This is a genomic window from Volucribacter amazonae (assembly GCF_029783845.1).
Classification (GTDB): Bacteria; Pseudomonadota; Gammaproteobacteria; order Enterobacterales; family Pasteurellaceae; genus Volucribacter; species Volucribacter amazonae.
Genome location: NZ_LWID01000001.1, coordinates 131,386 through 148,571 on the forward strand (window position 1 = coordinate 131,386; position 17,186 = coordinate 148,571).

Consider the following 17,186-nt stretch of genomic DNA (forward strand, 5'->3'; position numbering starts at 1 on the left):
TCTCCTTAGACTAAATATCATTTAATGATTGAAAATATATTGGTTAATTACGCTAAATAGCGTGCTAAAAACTCTTGTAAACGTGGGGATTTGGGTTGACTGAAAAAGATTTCCGGTTCAGCCCGTTCCACCACTAAACCTTTATCCATAAACACCACTTCATGGCTCACTTGACGAGCAAATTCCATTTCATGGGTAACCACAATCATGGTATACCCCTCTTTAGCGAGAGCTTTCATCACCCCTAACACTTCATCAACTAATTGCGGATCTAATGCAGAAGTGGGTTCATCAAATAAAATGACTTCCGGTTTCATCGCCAACGCTCTCGCAATCGCTACTCGTTGCTTTTGTCCACCTGATAATGAAAATGGATAAGCATCAGCTTTATGATCCATTCCCACCTTTTGCAATAACACCATAGCCTCGTCAATGGCTTGTTGGCGATCAACACCTAATACATGCACAGGGGCTTCGATCACATTGCCTAAAATAGTTAAATGTGGCCAAAGGTTAAAACTTTGAAAAACCATTGCTGTTTTGGCTCGTATCCTTGCCAAATCTTTATTAGACTGCGGTTTACCTTGCTCCGTAATGCCAATCCGCTCTCCCGTAATAAAAATCTTGCCACGATCAGGTTGTTCCAACCAGTTAATACAACGTAATAAAGTTGATTTTCCTGAACCAGAAGGACCTAAAATACTAATGGTTTGTCCTTTTTCTACTTGAATGGAAATATCTCTTAACACTTCTATTCCATCAAAACTTTTTGAAATATTTTTAATCTCAACGGCGTATGTTGCTTTGCTCATAACTTAACCCTCTACTTATGGCTGATTTATTCAGTAATTTCATTGCATAATCAATAATTAAACTTAAAATCCAATACAATCCCATCGCCACCACAAAGGCTTCAATAGGAATGAAATAATTGGCTTGTACCGCTGCGGCAACCCCCGTTAATTCCCTTACCGTAATAATGGTTAAAAATGCAGTGTCTTTGAGTAAATAAACAAATTGGTTAGCCAATAAGCTACTGGAACGCAACAATAATTGCGGTAAAATCAATAAATACACCATCTTATTGCGACCAAACCCCTGACTTAATGCCGCCTCCACTTGTCCCTGTGGTAACGTCGCTCGCAATCCACGAAAAATCTCGGCAAAATACGCCCCATGATAGGTAATCAAGCCAATTAACCCCGCCGTCCAAGCGTCCATTGTGATACCTAATGCAGGTAAACCGTAATACAATAAATACACATAAATCAAAAAAGGTAAGGTACGCATTGTGTCAATCGCAAGCAATAATAAACGGCGTAATGGATTGAGCTTACCCTCCAGCAAAAATAAACAGACAATGCCCAGTAAAAATGCCACTATTGCAGACTGCACAAACAAATTTAACGTAGTAATAAATCCTGTCCAAAACTGTTCTCGTTCTGCCCATAATATTGTCCAAGCGTCCATCATTCTCTCCTTAGGCTGCTAAGCGATGCACATAGCGTTCTGCCCAACGTTGTAATTTCAACATAATACCGATCATCAACATATACAGCACACAAGCTGCCAAAATTGGCGGTAAAGGTTCATAAGTTACCGCAGCGATACGATTGGTTACCCTTGTAAGATCCACAACCCCAATAACCGCTACAGCAGGGCTTGCTTTAACCAAAAAGCTCATTTCATTTACCAAACCCGGTAAGCTGGTTAAGCACATTTGTGGCAACATTATCCGCCGAAAGGTAAGCATCGGTGTCATACCTGCCGCTTTAGCTGCTTCTAATTGCTCTCGTGAAAAAGCGTGAAAAGCATTACGCCAAATCTCCGCATTAAATGCCGAGGTATTAATCACCAATGCCATTAATGCCGCAACATTCCGATCCAATTCAATACCTAAAGCTGGAAAGCCTACAAAAATAAATAATACAAGGGTAACTAACGGAATTGCTCGGGCAAAACTGGTATAAATTGCCATTAATTGAGCAATAAAAGGCACCTTAAAATACCGTAACAAGGCAATCACTAACCCTAATACTAATCCGATAACAATGGCTAATACACAAAGCCATAGCGTGGTTAAACCACCTTCTAATAACATTATCCATTCACCAATTTCCATCTTCTACCTCACGACTAAAGGGGGGCGATCCCCTAGCTTAAAGGATTAAGCTAGGACATAGATTTATTGACTAATCATCTCTAAGTATTGTTGCTCCGAAGTAATGGGGGTAGTCGGTAAATCAGGTAAACTTTCGCCAAACCATTTTTGTTGAATTTCCGCTAATTTGCCATTAGCACGAATATGCTCAATAAATGCCGTTAAGAATGCCAATACTTCTGGACTATCTTTAGGTACAGGCCAAGCGTGATAACCTGCTCCTGAAACCGCCATACCCATTTTAAAGACCTTAGGACGTTGAGTCGTTAAGGTTTTCGCCCCTGCATAAGCACTTACCACATAATCTAAACGTCCATTGGCTAAATCTGCATAAGCCTCAGGATAAGAAGTATATTCCACCACTTTCCCTAACTTGCCACCACTTTCCGCTAGCATCACCTCTAATTCGGGTAAACGTGCTAATGCCACACTGCCTGCTTGCACGCCTAAGGTCTTTCCTGCCAAATCTGCCGCCGATTGCACGCTGTCATCTTTAGTGCGTAACACCACATAATGGGTTGCAGTCATCACTGGCGGAGCAAAATTAAACCGTTGCAAACGTTCTGGCGACACCACTGCTCCCGTAATGGCGGCATCATATTTACCTGCTAATACCGCTGGCAATAAGCCTGTCCAAGGCATAATTTCTTGTTTAATTGCAAAGGGAGCATAGGCTTTTAATTCCACCATTAAGTCTTCCGTAAATCCTGCTGGCTTACCGTCCTTAATCATTTCAAAAGGGGCATAATCATCTTCCGTTGCCACCGACAAATAGCCTCGCTGTTTTACTTCATCAAGGCTTACCGCCGCAGCTTGTCCAAGCCATAACGCCGATAACACCAACACCAAACCTTTTCGGCAGCTTGCAGAGATACTCGCTAATCCACTCACAGTCTTTTTAGATGAAATCTTACTTTTAATCTCTTTCATTGGATACTCCTTACAAATAAGCATTAAAAATTAAAAACAATCTAATAAATTCAAGGCATGGATAGTTTATATCAAATTAAAATTAAAAGATCAACAATGAAATGAAAAATAATTTAATAAAAATACAATTTTTTAATCGATAAAATGAAAATACCACAATAAAAATAAGATTTTGTTAGTTTTAAGCTAATCTCAATAAAGTAAGTGCGGTCAGATTTTTAATTATTTTCAACAATCTCATCAAATTGATAAAAATTCTCAAAACTGACCGCACTTTTGATAGAGAAAAACTGAAGCTATTAACTTTTCTTGCAAAATAAATTTCGCCCAAATAAATGAATAACCAACGCCGATGCCACAATAACCACACCTAACCATTGATAGAAGTTTAATCGTTCTTGCAATAACACAATGCCAAATAGCAAACTAATTACAGGCACACCCAACGATAAAGGAGTAACCTGAGAGGCGGGATATTTCGCCAATAGCTTTACCCATAATCCATAACCGATAATCGTTGCGAAATAAGCCAAAAACCCCGCTGAAAGCCACACTTGCCAACTAAGTTGATAGATATTCTGGCGAATATATTCCATATCGTTTTGATAATAGGCGAATAATAAAAACCAAACTGGCGTGAATAAATTGCCCCATACCACCAAAGCAAAAGGATCTGTTCGCCCAATTTTTTTCACGACAATATTGCCCAATGCCCAAGATAATGCCGAACCAAGTACCAAGAATAATCCCAACATCGGCACATAACTATGTTGTTGCCCAATTCCTATGCAAATAAAACCAATAATCGCCACTAAAATCGCAAGCCATTCATTAGGGCGAGCTTTTTCGCCCAAACAAAATACCGCAATCAACACCGTAAAAAAGGCTTGTGATTGCACAATCAATGCAATCAAGCCTGTTGGTAATCCTGTGGCAATAGCACTAAACATAAAAGCAAATTGGGCAAAATTACTGATCAAACCGTATAACAAGAGTAATTTCCAGCTTACTTGTGGGCGTTTAAGCCAAAAAATAAAAGGAAATACCACCAATAAAAACCGCAAACAGCCGAGCAACAAGGGATCAATCTCCTCTATCCCCAACTTCATAAAATAAAAGTTAATTCCCCAAATGGCGATAACCAACAAAGCGGCAAATTTATCTCGTTGTTGCATAGCGAAACCTCTATCTAAAAAAACATCAATAACGCTATCACAAACACAAAAAATATCAAACATATTTAAATAATAATTAATTTATTAAGATTTATATTGAAAATTAATCATATTTTATTTTATAGTGTTAAGGCTGATATAACACAACTAAGTAAAGGAGAAAATCATGATTGCATTAATTACTGGAGCAAGTGCAGGCTTTGGACGAGTCATCGCACGTAAATTAGCCAAAATTGGTTACAAAGTGATCGTAACTGCTCGCCGCCACGAACGTCTGTTAGCATTACAACAAGAATTAGGCGAGAATTGCTTACCGCTTGCCTTTGATATTAGTGATGAACAAGCCACCTTAGAGGCTATTGCTAGCCTGCCCGCAAAATGGCAAGATATTGATATATTAGTAAATAATGCAGGATTAGCCTTAGGGATTGAAGCGGCACAAAATGCCTCTCTTGAAGATTGGAAACAGATGATCGCCACGAATATTACAGGATTAGTCACCATTACCCACGCTATTTTGCCAACCATGGTAAAACGCAATCAAGGTTTAATTGTTAATCTAGGTTCAATCGCAGGTTCTTATGCTTATCCAGGTGGCAACGTTTATGGCGGTACGAAAGCCTTTGTGAAACAATTTAGTTTAAATTTGCGTGCCGACTTAGTGGGAACAGGCGTGCGTGTATCCAATATTGAACCCGGCTTATGTGGTGGCACTGAGTTTTCTAATGTACGTTTCCATGGCGATGATGCTAAAGCCTCAGCACTTTATGCCAATGTGGATTATATTACAGCGGAAGATATTGCGAATACCGTTGCTTGGATCGCTCAATGCCCACCACATATGAATATTAACCGTATTGAAATCATGCCTGTCGCCCAAGCCTCAGCGGGGTTAGTGGTAAAGAAAAAAGAGGGATAATATCATCACTTGTGGTAGATTAACGCTAAACCGAAAACGAGAATAAACGTTTTCGGTTTATTTGATACTATTTGTAGCTAAAATAATACAGCGTTAGCACAGCTCGCCACTAAATTATTTAAATTCCGCCCAGACAGGAGCATGATCGGAAGGTTTTTCCATAGCACGAATATCTAATGCAATGCCTGTTTGCACACAACGTTGTGCTAAAGTTTGATTTGCCAAAATATGATCAATGCGTAAGCCTCGATTATCATCAAAACCTTTTGAACGATAATCAAACCACGAAAACTGATCGTTCACAGTAGGATTTAAATGACGAAAAGTATCAACTAATCCTAGATCATACAAACGCTGATACCACTCACGTTCTTCGGGTAAAAAAGAACATTTCCCTGTACGCAACCAGCGTTTACGGCTCTCTTCCCCAATACCAATATCTAAATCCGTTGGGCTAATATTCATATCGCCCATAATAATCACGTTTTCACTCGGCAAATCTTGTTGCAAGTAATGAAGCAAATCTTGGTAAAATTTTTGTTTAGCCGGGAATTTGGTTTCATGCTGGCGTGATTCGCCCTGTGGAAAATACCCATTGATTACTGTCAAAGATCCCATTTCCGTATCAAAATCCGCCATGATAATCCGTTTTTGTGCTTCTTCTCCATCAGTTGGGAAACCTTTTCTTACTGCTTTAGGCTGTTGTTTAGTGAGCAAAGCAACACCATAATGCCCTTTTTGCCCATAATGAAATACATGATAACCTAAATGTTCCACTAACTCATAAGGAAATGCCTCGTCCGCAACTTTAATTTCTTGCAAACCCAATACATCAGGCTGATATTGTTTAACCACCGCCTCTAACTGATGCGGTCTTGCTCTCAATCCATTAATATTAAAAGAGATTACTTTCATGATAAAATCCTATACACAAAAATGGCTAATTCTACCTGATAGTACAAGGATTTCCTATCAAAAATCGGAAAATAGTTTACAAAATAATCCTGTTAGCCTACCAATGCTGTTTGCAAATAACTTAAACGTTCTATATTGGTAAGATAATGCCCTAGCGCTTGTTCTTCTGGTTTATAAAGATAAGGAATTTCGCCCAATAATGGTGCATCAATTTTGTTAGATAATACGTCAATCACTTCTGCATAATGCCCAAGACAAGGATTAATCCGATTTGCCACCCAACCTAACAAAGGCACGCCCGTTTGAGCAATAGCTTGTGCGGTTAATAAACCATGATTAATACAGCCCTCTTTTATACCAACAACTAATATTACTGGCATATTGCGTTGTTTTACCCAATCAGCAAAACTCATTTCTCGATTAATCGGAGTCAGCCAGCCAAAGGTTCCCTCCACCAATACGGATTGATAAGTTTTTATCAAATGATCTAAATTTTGATTAATTTTATTGAGATCCACAAGATCCTGACAAGCAAGTGTAAGCATTTGCGACTGTTCAAAGGTATAACTGTTCGCTTGTTCATAGGGCAAGTTCTGTTGGCTACTGTGCATTAATATTTTAACATCAAGATTATCTTGATATTGTTGTGGGGGCGTTGCATAAACACTGCTATCCGCATTATAAGCAATGGGTTTATAACCAACAATTTGCACATTTTGCTGTTGCAATGCCTGAATTATTGCACGACTTGCAATGGTCTTACCCACATTGGTGTCAGTTCCTGTAATAAAAAAACTACTCATTTTATGATCCCCTTTATTCAAGTAGGGGGATTTTAAAAGAATTTATTCTGAAAAAAATTGAGCTAACACAAGTTTTTGTTAAATATCAACAAGATCGCTAACTTTATTTTAAATTTTTCAATAAATCACCATTATAAATATGTTTTTTTATTGCTGAACTGGCTACGATAGGGCTATTCAACGCATAATGACTCGTGCCAATAGCAACTTCAAGATTATCTAATAACAAGTTTTCTTTTAGTTTTTGCTGTAAACGAGGTAAAAAGATCTCTTTCGCTGCCAATAAACTTGAGCTAATAATAATTTTTTCTGAGGAAAAAATATTAATCAAGTTCATTAATACATAAGATACACTATCTGCAATATGATAGAGAATTTTTATTGCATTTTCATTACCTTGTTTCGCTTGTTCACAAACAAAACGAATTTTTTGTTCGCCATCAATCAGTGCATTTTGTGGAAAAAGTTTATCAACAAGTTGATAAATACTATGATGGGTAACTTGATGATAAAGCTGATGACGCTCAACTTCAGATAAATCTTGATTGATTAAATCATGCAATTCACTAAAGGCAGGAACGGCGACTTTGTTAATATTCATACGGGTATAACGTTCCGAATTAACAGGTTCTCCCTTAATTAACACACTCATATTAATCACATCATCTAATTGTAAAAATAATACATTATGACTATTAATTGCACTCCCTAAACTGGACTCTGCAAAAATCCAAGTTTGGAAATATTCATTAAGCAAAATAGGACAAGGAAAGTGCGGTTCAAATAATGCTAATAAATCTAGATCATCAAAATTATGTCGCCCTAATTTTTTCAAAAATTGCCCATGATGATGTAATTCTCCCGCAACCACTACTGAGACCGCCAAGAGTCTTCCACTTTCTTGCTGAATTTGTTGTAGAAAATGACCGATAGATTGCGTTATAAATTGTGCTAAATCTTGCTGTTTCTCCTCAGTCAAGACAAAAGTCATTTGTTTAATAACATTATCATTCAATTCACATAAGCTAATTTCAAAACTATCTTCTAATAAAGTTGCACAAATCGTTCGCCAATAAAACGGCGATAAACAAAGCCCAATCGCTGGACGACCTCGTACAATATTGGTTTGTACAGTACGTTCCATCACAAAATTGGCTTGGATTAACTGACGTGTTAATTCTGTAATACTCGCTGGGGCAAAACCTGATAATTTAGAAAGATCAATACGAGAAATTAATTCAAATTGCTCAACCAAACGATAAATAATTCCCAACTGTTGGGCTTTCATTGCCACTGAAATCTGTTTTTTTACTCTAGGCATAATCTATTACCCATTAATTTTATTAAATAAAAAATACTCCATAAGATAGTTTTTTAGTTATACCTATTAATCCTGATTATGACAATAATTTTCCCTAAATTCTGTGGACTAGGTCACAAAATTATTGTGAAAAACACAAATTTTTTGTGATTAGATTTTGGTAAAAAAATGATATTGAGGTAAACTACCGAAACTTAATTTTTAACGAAAACTGAGTAAATTTTGAGGTTAATATGACGAAAATTGCATCTATCGCAGATGTTTTAACGGGAAAAGTGGCTGTGGGCGATACAGTAACTGTACGAGGTTGGGTACGTACTCGCCGAGATTCTAAAGCAGGTTTATCTTTTTTAGCTGTTTATGACGGTTCTTGCTTTGCACCTGTTCAAGCTATTGTAAATAATGATATTGCTAATTATGACAGCGAAATTTTACGCTTAACCACCGGTTGTTCTGTTATTGTAACAGGAACAGTTGTAGAATCTCCCGCACAAGGGCAAGCTGTTGAATTGCAAGCCTCACAAGTAGAAGTAACAGGTTGGGTTGAAGATCCCGAAACTTACCCTATGGCGGCAAAACGTCATTCTATTGAATATTTACGCGAAGTCGCTCATTTACGTCCTCGTACCAACATTATTGGTGCTGTAGCTCGTGTGCGTCATTGCTTAGCCCAAGCCATTCATCGCTTTTTCCATGAACAAGGCTTTTATTGGGTAGCAACTCCGTTAATTACAGCTTCCGATACCGAAGGGGCTGGCGAAATGTTCCGCGTTTCTACATTAGATTTAGAAAATCTTCCTAGAGATGACAAAAGTGCGGTGGATTTTAGCCAAGATTTTTTTGGTAAAGAGGCTTTCCTTACTGTATCAGGGCAATTAAATGGCGAAACCTATGCTTGTGCTTTAAGTAAAATTTATACTTTCGGCCCAACTTTCCGAGCAGAAAACTCTAATACAACTCGACACTTAGCGGAATTTTGGATGGTTGAACCCGAAGTCGCCTTTGCTACCCTTGCGGATAATGCAAAATTAGCTGAAGATATGCTGAAATATGTATTTAATGCAGTACTCAACGAACGCCGAGATGACTTAGAATTCTTTGCGAAACATGTAGATAAAGAAGTAATCAACCGCTTAGAACACTTTGTCAAAGCTGATTTTGCACAAATTGACTATACTGATGCCATTGATATTTTATTAAAATCAGGCAAATCCTTTGAATTCCCTGTGGAATGGGGCATTGATTTATCTTCAGAACATGAACGCTATCTTGCCGAAGAATACTTCAAATCCCCTGTGGTAGTAAAAAATTATCCTAAAGATATTAAAGCCTTCTATATGCGTTTAAATGATGATGGCAAAACAGTTGCTGCAATGGACGTATTAGCCCCTGGAATTGGTGAAATCATCGGCGGTTCTCAACGTGAAGAACGTTTAGAGGTTTTAGATAAACGTATGCTAGAAATGGGCTTAAATCCTGAGGATTATTGGTGGTATCGTGATTTACGCCGTTATGGCACAGTACCGCACTCAGGCTTTGGTTTAGGCTTTGAACGTTTAATCGTCTATGTTACTGGGGTACAAAATATTCGTGATGTGATTCCTTTCCCTCGCTCCCCTCGTAACGCAAACTTCTAATTATCCCTATCCCCTCTTTTGAGGGGATATTGTTTATCAATTTGCAAGGATTTTCTATGGCTTACACAACCTTCTCCCAAATCAAAAACGATCAACTAAAAGAACCTATGTTCTTTGGGCAAAATGTCAATGTCGCTCGCTATGATCAACAAAAATACGAAACCTTTGAAAAACTGATTGAAAAACAGCTTTCCTTTTTCTGGCGACCAGAAGAAGTGGACGTTTCACAAGATCGCATTGATTATGCTAGTTTACCAGAACATGAGAAACATATTTTTATCAGTAATTTAAAGTATCAAACACTACTTGATTCAATCCAAGGACGTAGCCCCAATGTTGCTTTACTGCCAGTGGTTTCTATTCCTGAATTAGAAACTTGGATTGAAACTTGGACATTCTCTGAAACTATTCATTCTCGTTCCTACACCCATATTATTCGTAATATCGTTAATGATCCCTCAGTCGTCTTTGATGATATAGTGACCAATGAAGAAATTATCAAACGAGCCAAAGATATTTCCGCCTACTATGATGATTTTATTCGTGATACGCAACTTTATACCCTCTATGGCGAAGGTACTTATACTGTTGACGGACAACAATGCGTGGTTAGCTTACGCAATCTAAAACGCCAATTATACCTCTGTTTAATGAGCGTTAATGCTCTAGAAGCCATTCGTTTTTATGTTTCCTTTGCCTGTTCTTTTGCTTTTGCTGAACGCAAACTAATGGAAGGCAATGCCAAAATCATCAAATTTATTGCCCGAGATGAAGCCTTGCACTTAACAGGAACTCAGCATATTTTAAATATTATGGCATCAGGGCAAGATGATCCTGAAATGGCTGAAATTGCTGAAGAATGTCGCCAAGAGGCTTATGAGCTTTTTGTTGCTGCTGCTGAACAAGAAAAAGAATGGGCAGATTATTTATTTAAAGATGGATCAATGATCGGCTTGAACAAGGATATTTTAGTGCAATATGTTGAATATATTACCAATATCCGTATGCAAGCCGTAGGATTACCATTGCCGTTCAAAACCCGATCTAATCCTATCCCTTGGATCAATGCGTGGCTAGTATCAGATAATGTACAAGTTGCCCCACAAGAAGTTGAAGTCAGCTCTTATTTAGTTGGGCAAATTGACGCTAAAGTTGATGCGAATGATTTTGGGGATTTTGACTTATAAAAATAATTTTAAAATACACCGCACTTTTGTGTGCCTAAAACACACCTTAATACCTCTCTAAGGATATTAAGGTGTGAACTCGCCTACTTATCAAGATGAAGCCTTGTTATCAACCAACAATTATGAATATGTTTATTGCGTTGAAAATCTAATGGTAAGGTTTTATCGGAAATTTCTACAGCATTAACGCCTAATTCAGCGAGTTTATCCTGTTGCATTTTAAAGCCACGCTTATTATTGGAAAAGACAATAGTTCCTTGCGTTCTAAGCAGAGGCAATAATTTGGTGATTAATTTTATATGATCACGTTGTACGTCCCAGCTATCTTCCATACGTTTAGAATTGGAAAAAGTTGGCGGATCAACAAAAATTAGGTCAAATTGTCGTTGTGCCTTATCTAGCCATTGTAAGCAATCCGCTTGAATTAATTTATGTTGTGTACCTTGAATATCATTTAACAATAAATTCTGTTCCGCCCAATTTAGATAGGTGTTTGACATATCAACGGTGGTAGTGGATTTTGCTCCTGCTAATGCAGCATGCACTGTCGCCGATCCTGTGTAAGCAAATAAATTAAGGAAGTCCTTACCCTTTGCCATTTCGCCAACCATTTTTCGGGTTAAGCGATGATCCAAAAATAATCCAGTATCTAAATAATCGGTTAAATTAACCCATAATTTCGCCCCATATTCATGCACATAAAAGTAATCTCCTTGATGAGCAAGACGTTCGTACTGGTTATTTCCCTTTTGCTTTTGTCGTACTTTTAACACTAATTTATTGGTTTCTATCCCAGTAACTTGTAAGGTTGCGGTTACCGCATCAAGTAAACGCTGACGGGCTTTATTTTCATCGATATTTTTAGGTGGGGCATATTCTTGAATCACAATATGATCAGCATAACGATCCACCGCTAAATTATAATCTGGCAAATCCGCATCATATAAACGATAGGCATCAAGCCCTTGTTGTTTTGCCCATTTTTCAATTTTTTTGCTATTTTTTTGTAAACGGTTAGCAAAATCCTGTGCCACCTTAGGTGCTTGTGCTGATGATTGTGGCAAGGCTTCGCTGTCATTAAGTGGAGAAGTGCGGTCAGAAATTTGATAATTTTTTTGTACACAATCCAACGGCCCATTTTTTGCTTTAAATTGGCGATAAGAACGCAAACGTAAACAATCTAATAAGCTCGGTTCTGCACTAAAAATAGAGACATTCCATTGTGGAAATTGTTGTTTTAGGCGTTCTCCCAAAACAGAATACAAGGCAATTAATGCTGGGGTTGTTCCAAGACGTTCTCCATAAGGCGGATTACAAATCAAGGTTCCCTTTTGTTCTGTGGGTAAGGGATTGGTTAGTCTTGCAATATCTGCTTGCTGAAATTGGATCAAATGGGCTACTCCAGCTTGTTTGGCGTTACGCTGTGCTTTCTTTAAGACATTTTTATCAAGATCAAAACCATAAAAATGCCCTTTAGAAGTCACTTGAGCTTGTTCTGCTTGTGCTATTGCCTCGTTTTTAACCTGTTGCCAAACTTGTGGGTTATGCTCAAACCAATGGTCAAATCCCCAATGTAGGCGATATAATTGTGGGGCAATATTCCCTTGCATTTGCGCCGCCTCAATCAATAATGTACCTGAACCACACATAGGATCAATCAATGGCGTGCCTTTTTGCCAACCTGAACGCAATATAATGGCACTTGCGAGGGTTTCTTTTAAGGGGGCTTTGCCTGTTTCTTCACGATAACCACGTAAATGTAAGGCATTACCACTGAGATCTAAGGACACCACCATATTTTCACGATGAAGATAAACATGGATACGAATATCGGGGCTATCTTTATCTACTTCAGGTCTTGCTTTACCTTGACGAGTGAAATAATCCACAATGCCGTCTTTTACACGCATTGCACCAAATTGAGTATGACGAATATCTTGATTTGTGCCATTAAAATCAACCACAAAACGTGAACGTTCATCAAAAATTGTTGACCAAGGTTGACTCACAATGGTGGAATATAAATCTAATTCAGAGTAAATTTTGCTTGTTACCAGAGGTAATAATATTCTTGATGCTAATCTTGACCAAAGTAAGGTGCGATATAAAGTATAGTCATTGGCAGAAAAATGAACGCCACCTTGAACAACTCGGCATTGTTCAGCGCCAAGCTCCATTAATTCGGCTTTTAATAATTCTTCAAAACCACGAGCTGTGGTTGCAAATAAAGATCTCATAGTAGTTATAATCGTTTCAATTTAAAATAAGACAAGGCACTACGCCAAAAATAGTACAAAGAATACAAAAGGCGTGCCAACGCTGTGTTATTTTAAAGTGGAACGGCTATATTCTCAATAAAAAATCCGTTTATTGGCTATTATATAATAAGTTTTTTATTGTATCCGTAGACAAGCGAAACGGCAAAATATCCCTTTTAACGTAAATGCCGTTTTAGCATTTGCTTAAGGTTATTGCGTAACTCTTTATCCATTTCAATTTTATATTGTGGCGAATGACAATCGCCAAAAAAATGAATAGGTAAACGTAAGGTTGAATATTTGGGCTGATTAAGAGTTAAATGAGCCTGAAAATCACATTGCCCATTCAACAATCCCACTTCGCCTAACCCTGTTAATTGTAACGCTGAGGTTTGAATCGCCAAATCTTTTACCCATAATTTTTGCTGATCCCAAACCAAATATGCTCGCCCTATATCAAAATCTGTATTAATTTGCTGGCGAGCAAGCTGTTGTTCATCATAATTAATAGGGAAATATTGTGCCATTAAATTGAATAAGTTAATCCCATTAATTTTGCCTTGATAAATCTCAAAGGATAATTCACCTATGGGTAGTCTAGCATTCTCAAATTGTAAAAACCCTGTTAATTTTCCTTTTCCTGTAAGAATTGAACGAATATCCAAGGTTGCCCAAAAAGCATAAATATCCACATTTTCGCCTACTAAAGCATAGCCCTTTTGCTGACGATAAAAATCAATATTACCCTGCTGTGAACGGAAATAAATGCGAGATGGTAAATATTGAATTGCTACCTTCTCTAAGGTTGCCTGATTAATCTCTAATTCATCAGCATAAAATTGATAGCCTTGTGGCTGTTTTATAAACCATTTTCCTCTTACCAAATGAAATTGATAAGGTTGCTTTTTATAAATAAAACGTCCTTGTGTCGCAAAATCCCCTTGATTTATTGTGGACGAAAATAACTCGGTTAAAAAAAGTGCGGTGGGTTTTAGGATTAAATTTATGTTCTCAACGGGATCTGAGGCATTATGCTGAGAGGAAAACAATTTGCCATTAATTATATGGATCTGATCAACTTTGATCTGGTTTTGCAATAAGGAAAAGAAATCAATTTGTAATTCAATACGAGGAATATCAACCTGCCAAGGTGTCAGCAAGGGCGGTTGAATTTTAACATTTTCTGCCACCAACGCCAGTGGGAAAAATTGAAGACTTAAATTCGGCGAGGATACAACGATTTGTTGATGTTGCAATGCCTCAGCCAGATCCGCTTTGAGGTTTTGTACTTTAATATAAAACAAAGTTATTACTATACAAACTAAACCTACAAATAGAGCAATAACTTTTTTCATTTTAGACAACCTTAATTATTGATCTTCATTAATTCGGCTTGCTACTGCCGCTTGCTGATTTTTATATTTAGCATCAGAACGGCGATTATAAGGTCTTGCCGCTTCGCCACTTAGCACCTCAAAACTTAACGCTCCAATCACCATATTAGGGCGTAAGGCTAATGGCAACTTACCTGAATTATAAAATTCAAGCACAATTTTACCCTCCCAACCGGGATCAATACGGTGTGCTGTTACATGCACCATTAAACCTAAACGAGCCAATGATGAACGACCATCAAGCCAACCAATAATATTGGCAGGCAATTTTACTGACTCAAGGGTGGTGGCAAGGGCTAATGTGCCAGGGTGCAAGAAAAAGGCCTGATTATCCTCAATAATAATTTCTTCGCTCATAACTAAATCTAATTGAGCTGCCACTTCTTCTTTTGGCCCACTTAAATCAAGATAAGGGGCAGAATATTCTTTGAATACACGAAAAGAGTTGCCTAAACGAACATCAATGGTTGCACCATTGATCTTGTCATTGCTTGGACGTGGAGTAAGGGAAATTAAACCTTGTTCTAAATAACGTTCAATATCGGTATCACATAATCGCATTTCTCCCTCCCATTAATCCGCTAATAAGTGCATAATTTGCGCTTTCAAAATATTAATGGCAATTCTATTTTTACCGCCTTTAGGCACAATAATATCCGCATATTGCTTAGATGGCTCAATGAATTGTAAAAACATTGGGCGTACTGTTTTACGATATTGTTCAACCACGGATTCTAATGAACGTCCACGTTCTTGCATATCACGTTGCAAACGGCGAATAAAACAAATATCCAAAGGAGCATCAACAAATACAGAAACATTGACTTCCTTACGGATACGTTCATCGGTAAGCAATAATATTCCCTCTAAAATAATAATTTTCTTTGGCTCAAAATGATTGACTTTCCCTGTTCGAGTATGTTCAACGTAACTATACTCTGGAATATCTACCGCTTGCCCATTTTTTAAGGCTTGTAAATGGCTAATCAATAAATCACGATCCATTGAATTAGGGTGATCGTAATTAGTTTTAATGCGTTCTTCAAAAGCTAAATGGCTTTGATCTTTATAATAACTGTCTTCAGAAATAATCCCAATTTCCTCACAACCTAACTCATCACAAAGCTCACGATGAATGGTTGAAGCAATTAGGCTTTTACCTGAGGCGGAAGCACCTGCAATAGCAATAATCACACAAGAAGGCGTAGTAGAACTCGGCATACATTTTTCCATTAATAATCATTTGTCCTGAATTATAAAGAAAAAATCGGGGTTTGGCAGTAAGAAAATTGCTTTTTTACGCAATCACATTTCATTTTCTGTGAAATAACTCACATTATTTCTTTTTCAATTTGTTTACAATGCCAAAACATTTCTCCTGTTAAATAACCTATTAACTTAAGTAAGGACAAGTTATGAAATTCAACGCATTATCCTGTCTAGTCGCTTCTGCAGTTTTTACGACGTTATTTTCGCCATCTAATGCCCATGCTGCTGGGCGTTTAGTTGTCTATTGTAGTGCCACCAATATTATGTGTGAAACACAAACAAAAGCCTTTGGCGAAAAATATAAGGTTAGAACCTCTTTTATTCGCAATGGTTCTGGTAGCACTTTTGCGAAAATTGAAGCGGAGAAAAATAATCCGCAAGCTGATGTTTGGTATGGAGGTACACTAGATCCTCATTCACAAGCTGGAGAATTAGGGTTATTGCAAGCCTATCGCTCTCCGATGGTAGATCAAATTGTTCCACAATTCCAAGATCCTGCCAAAATAAAAGGGAATTTATCTTCCGTTACCTATATGGGTATTCTCGGTTTTGGTGTCAACACCGAAAGGTTAAAGAAATTAGGCATTGAAAAATTACCACAATGCTGGAAAGATTTAACCGATCCACGCTTAAAACAAGAAATACAAATAGCAGACCCACAAAGTTCAGGTACAGCTTATACAGCCATCGCAACCTTTACTCAGCTTTGGGGCGAAGAACAAGCATTTAACTATTTTCGTCAGCTACACCCCAATATTTCTCAATATACAAAATCAGGTATTACACCTTCTCGTAGTGCCGCTCGTAGTGAAGCCACAATAGGCATTGGTTTTTTACATGACTATGCTTTAGAAAAAGAAAAAGGTGCACCACTTGAATTAATCGTACCTTGTGAAGGCACTGGCTATGAACTCGGTGGTGTCAGTATTTTAAAAGGGGCGAGAAATCTTGAAAATGCAAAATTATTTGTTGATTTTGTGCTTTCAAAAGAGGGGCAAGAGTTAGCTTGGCAAAAAGGGGAAGCACACCAAATTTTAGTCAATACTACTGCAGAACAATCACCTAACGCTTTTGATCCATTACAATTAAACTTAATTAATTATGATTTTGAGAAATTTGGTTCAGCCGATGAACGTAAACGTTTAATTGAAAAATGGGTAAATGATGTAAAATTAGCAAAATAATTAATGAATAAACAAATAGTTAAGGCGATATTT

At 37.6% G+C, this 17,186-nt stretch carries 16 protein-coding genes; 4 read left to right on the forward strand and 12 right to left on the reverse strand.

Annotated elements, in window-relative coordinates:
• Positions 1–47: 47 nt before the first annotated feature.
• The 5 genes from A6A20_RS00680 to A6A20_RS00700 form a co-directional block, all read right to left on the reverse strand.
• Positions 48–812 (reverse strand): amino acid ABC transporter ATP-binding protein, encoded by a 765-nt coding sequence (locus A6A20_RS00680; protein WP_279571667.1) that lies wholly within the window; start codon positions 810–812, stop codon positions 48–50.
• Complete coding sequence (locus A6A20_RS00685; protein WP_279571668.1) at positions 787–1,470, reverse strand: ABC transporter permease subunit; 684 nt, start codon at positions 1,468–1,470, stop codon at positions 787–789. The genes A6A20_RS00680 and A6A20_RS00685 overlap by 26 nt, the downstream gene beginning before the upstream one ends.
• A gap of 10 nt (positions 1,471–1,480) precedes the next feature.
• Positions 1,481–2,122, reverse strand: coding sequence for an amino acid ABC transporter permease (locus tag A6A20_RS00690; RefSeq protein ID WP_279571669.1), 642 nt, complete (start codon positions 2,120–2,122; stop codon positions 1,481–1,483).
• Between the two features lie 63 nt (positions 2,123–2,185).
• Positions 2,186–3,091 carry a transporter substrate-binding domain-containing protein gene (locus A6A20_RS00695; RefSeq protein WP_279571670.1) on the reverse strand — a complete coding sequence of 302 codons (906 nt, stop codon included), beginning with the start codon at positions 3,089–3,091 and terminating at the stop codon, positions 2,186–2,188.
• A 299-nt stretch (positions 3,092–3,390) separates the two neighbouring features.
• Positions 3,391–4,266: an EamA family transporter gene (locus A6A20_RS00700; RefSeq protein WP_279571671.1), complete on the reverse strand. Its 876-nt coding sequence runs from the start codon at positions 4,264–4,266 to the stop codon at positions 3,391–3,393.
• 166 nt (positions 4,267–4,432) lie between these two features.
• Between A6A20_RS00700 and A6A20_RS00705 the strand changes: the two genes are divergently transcribed.
• Complete coding sequence (locus A6A20_RS00705; protein ID WP_279571672.1) at positions 4,433–5,185, forward strand: SDR family oxidoreductase; 753 nt, start codon at positions 4,433–4,435, stop codon at positions 5,183–5,185.
• 114 nt (positions 5,186–5,299) lie between these two features.
• Here the strand turns inward: A6A20_RS00705 and xthA are convergent, their stop codons facing one another.
• The 3 genes from xthA to A6A20_RS00720 form a co-directional block, all read right to left on the reverse strand.
• On the reverse strand, positions 5,300–6,100 hold the full coding sequence (gene xthA, locus A6A20_RS00710) for an exodeoxyribonuclease III (RefSeq protein WP_279571673.1): 801 nt from the start codon (positions 6,098–6,100) through the stop codon (positions 5,300–5,302).
• Positions 6,101–6,192: 92 nt separating this feature from the next.
• Positions 6,193–6,903 (reverse strand): dethiobiotin synthase, encoded by a 711-nt coding sequence (bioD, locus tag A6A20_RS00715; protein WP_279571674.1) that lies wholly within the window; start codon positions 6,901–6,903, stop codon positions 6,193–6,195.
• Between the two features lie 103 nt (positions 6,904–7,006).
• The gene (locus A6A20_RS00720) at positions 7,007–8,224 is read right to left on the reverse strand and encodes an ROK family protein (RefSeq protein ID WP_279571675.1); all 1,218 of its coding nucleotides are present in this window, start codon (positions 8,222–8,224) and stop codon (positions 7,007–7,009) included.
• Between the two features lie 233 nt (positions 8,225–8,457).
• Here A6A20_RS00720 and asnS point away from each other — a divergent pair, with 233 nt between their 5' ends.
• A complete protein-coding gene (gene asnS, locus A6A20_RS00725) occupies positions 8,458–9,861 on the forward strand; it encodes an asparagine--tRNA ligase (protein ID WP_279571676.1) in 1,404 nt (467 codons plus the stop codon).
• A 56-nt stretch (positions 9,862–9,917) separates the two neighbouring features.
• On the forward strand, positions 9,918–11,048 hold the full coding sequence (nrdB, locus tag A6A20_RS00730; protein WP_279571677.1) for a class Ia ribonucleoside-diphosphate reductase subunit beta: 1,131 nt from the start codon (positions 9,918–9,920) through the stop codon (positions 11,046–11,048).
• Positions 11,049–11,131: 83 nt separating this feature from the next.
• On the opposite strand, the gene rlmKL is transcribed toward nrdB, so the two are convergent.
• From rlmKL to udk, 4 genes are all read right to left on the reverse strand, one after another.
• A complete protein-coding gene (rlmKL, locus tag A6A20_RS00735) occupies positions 11,132–13,285 on the reverse strand; it encodes a bifunctional 23S rRNA (guanine(2069)-N(7))-methyltransferase RlmK/23S rRNA (guanine(2445)-N(2))-methyltransferase RlmL (protein ID WP_279571678.1) in 2,154 nt (717 codons plus the stop codon).
• A 197-nt stretch (positions 13,286–13,482) separates the two neighbouring features.
• The gene (locus A6A20_RS00740) at positions 13,483–14,661 is read right to left on the reverse strand and encodes a hypothetical protein (RefSeq protein ID WP_279571679.1); all 1,179 of its coding nucleotides are present in this window, start codon (positions 14,659–14,661) and stop codon (positions 13,483–13,485) included.
• 15 nt (positions 14,662–14,676) lie between these two features.
• Entirely contained in the window at positions 14,677–15,261 is a 585-nt protein-coding gene (gene dcd, locus A6A20_RS00745; protein ID WP_132692366.1) for a dCTP deaminase, read from the reverse strand.
• A gap of 12 nt (positions 15,262–15,273) precedes the next feature.
• A complete protein-coding gene (gene udk, locus A6A20_RS00750; RefSeq protein WP_279571680.1) occupies positions 15,274–15,921 on the reverse strand; it encodes a uridine kinase in 648 nt (215 codons plus the stop codon).
• A 194-nt stretch (positions 15,922–16,115) separates the two neighbouring features.
• Between udk and A6A20_RS00755 the strand changes: the two genes are divergently transcribed.
• Positions 16,116–17,153: an ABC transporter substrate-binding protein gene (locus A6A20_RS00755; protein ID WP_279571681.1), complete on the forward strand. Its 1,038-nt coding sequence runs from the start codon at positions 16,116–16,118 to the stop codon at positions 17,151–17,153.
• Positions 17,154–17,186: the final 33 nt, after the last annotated feature.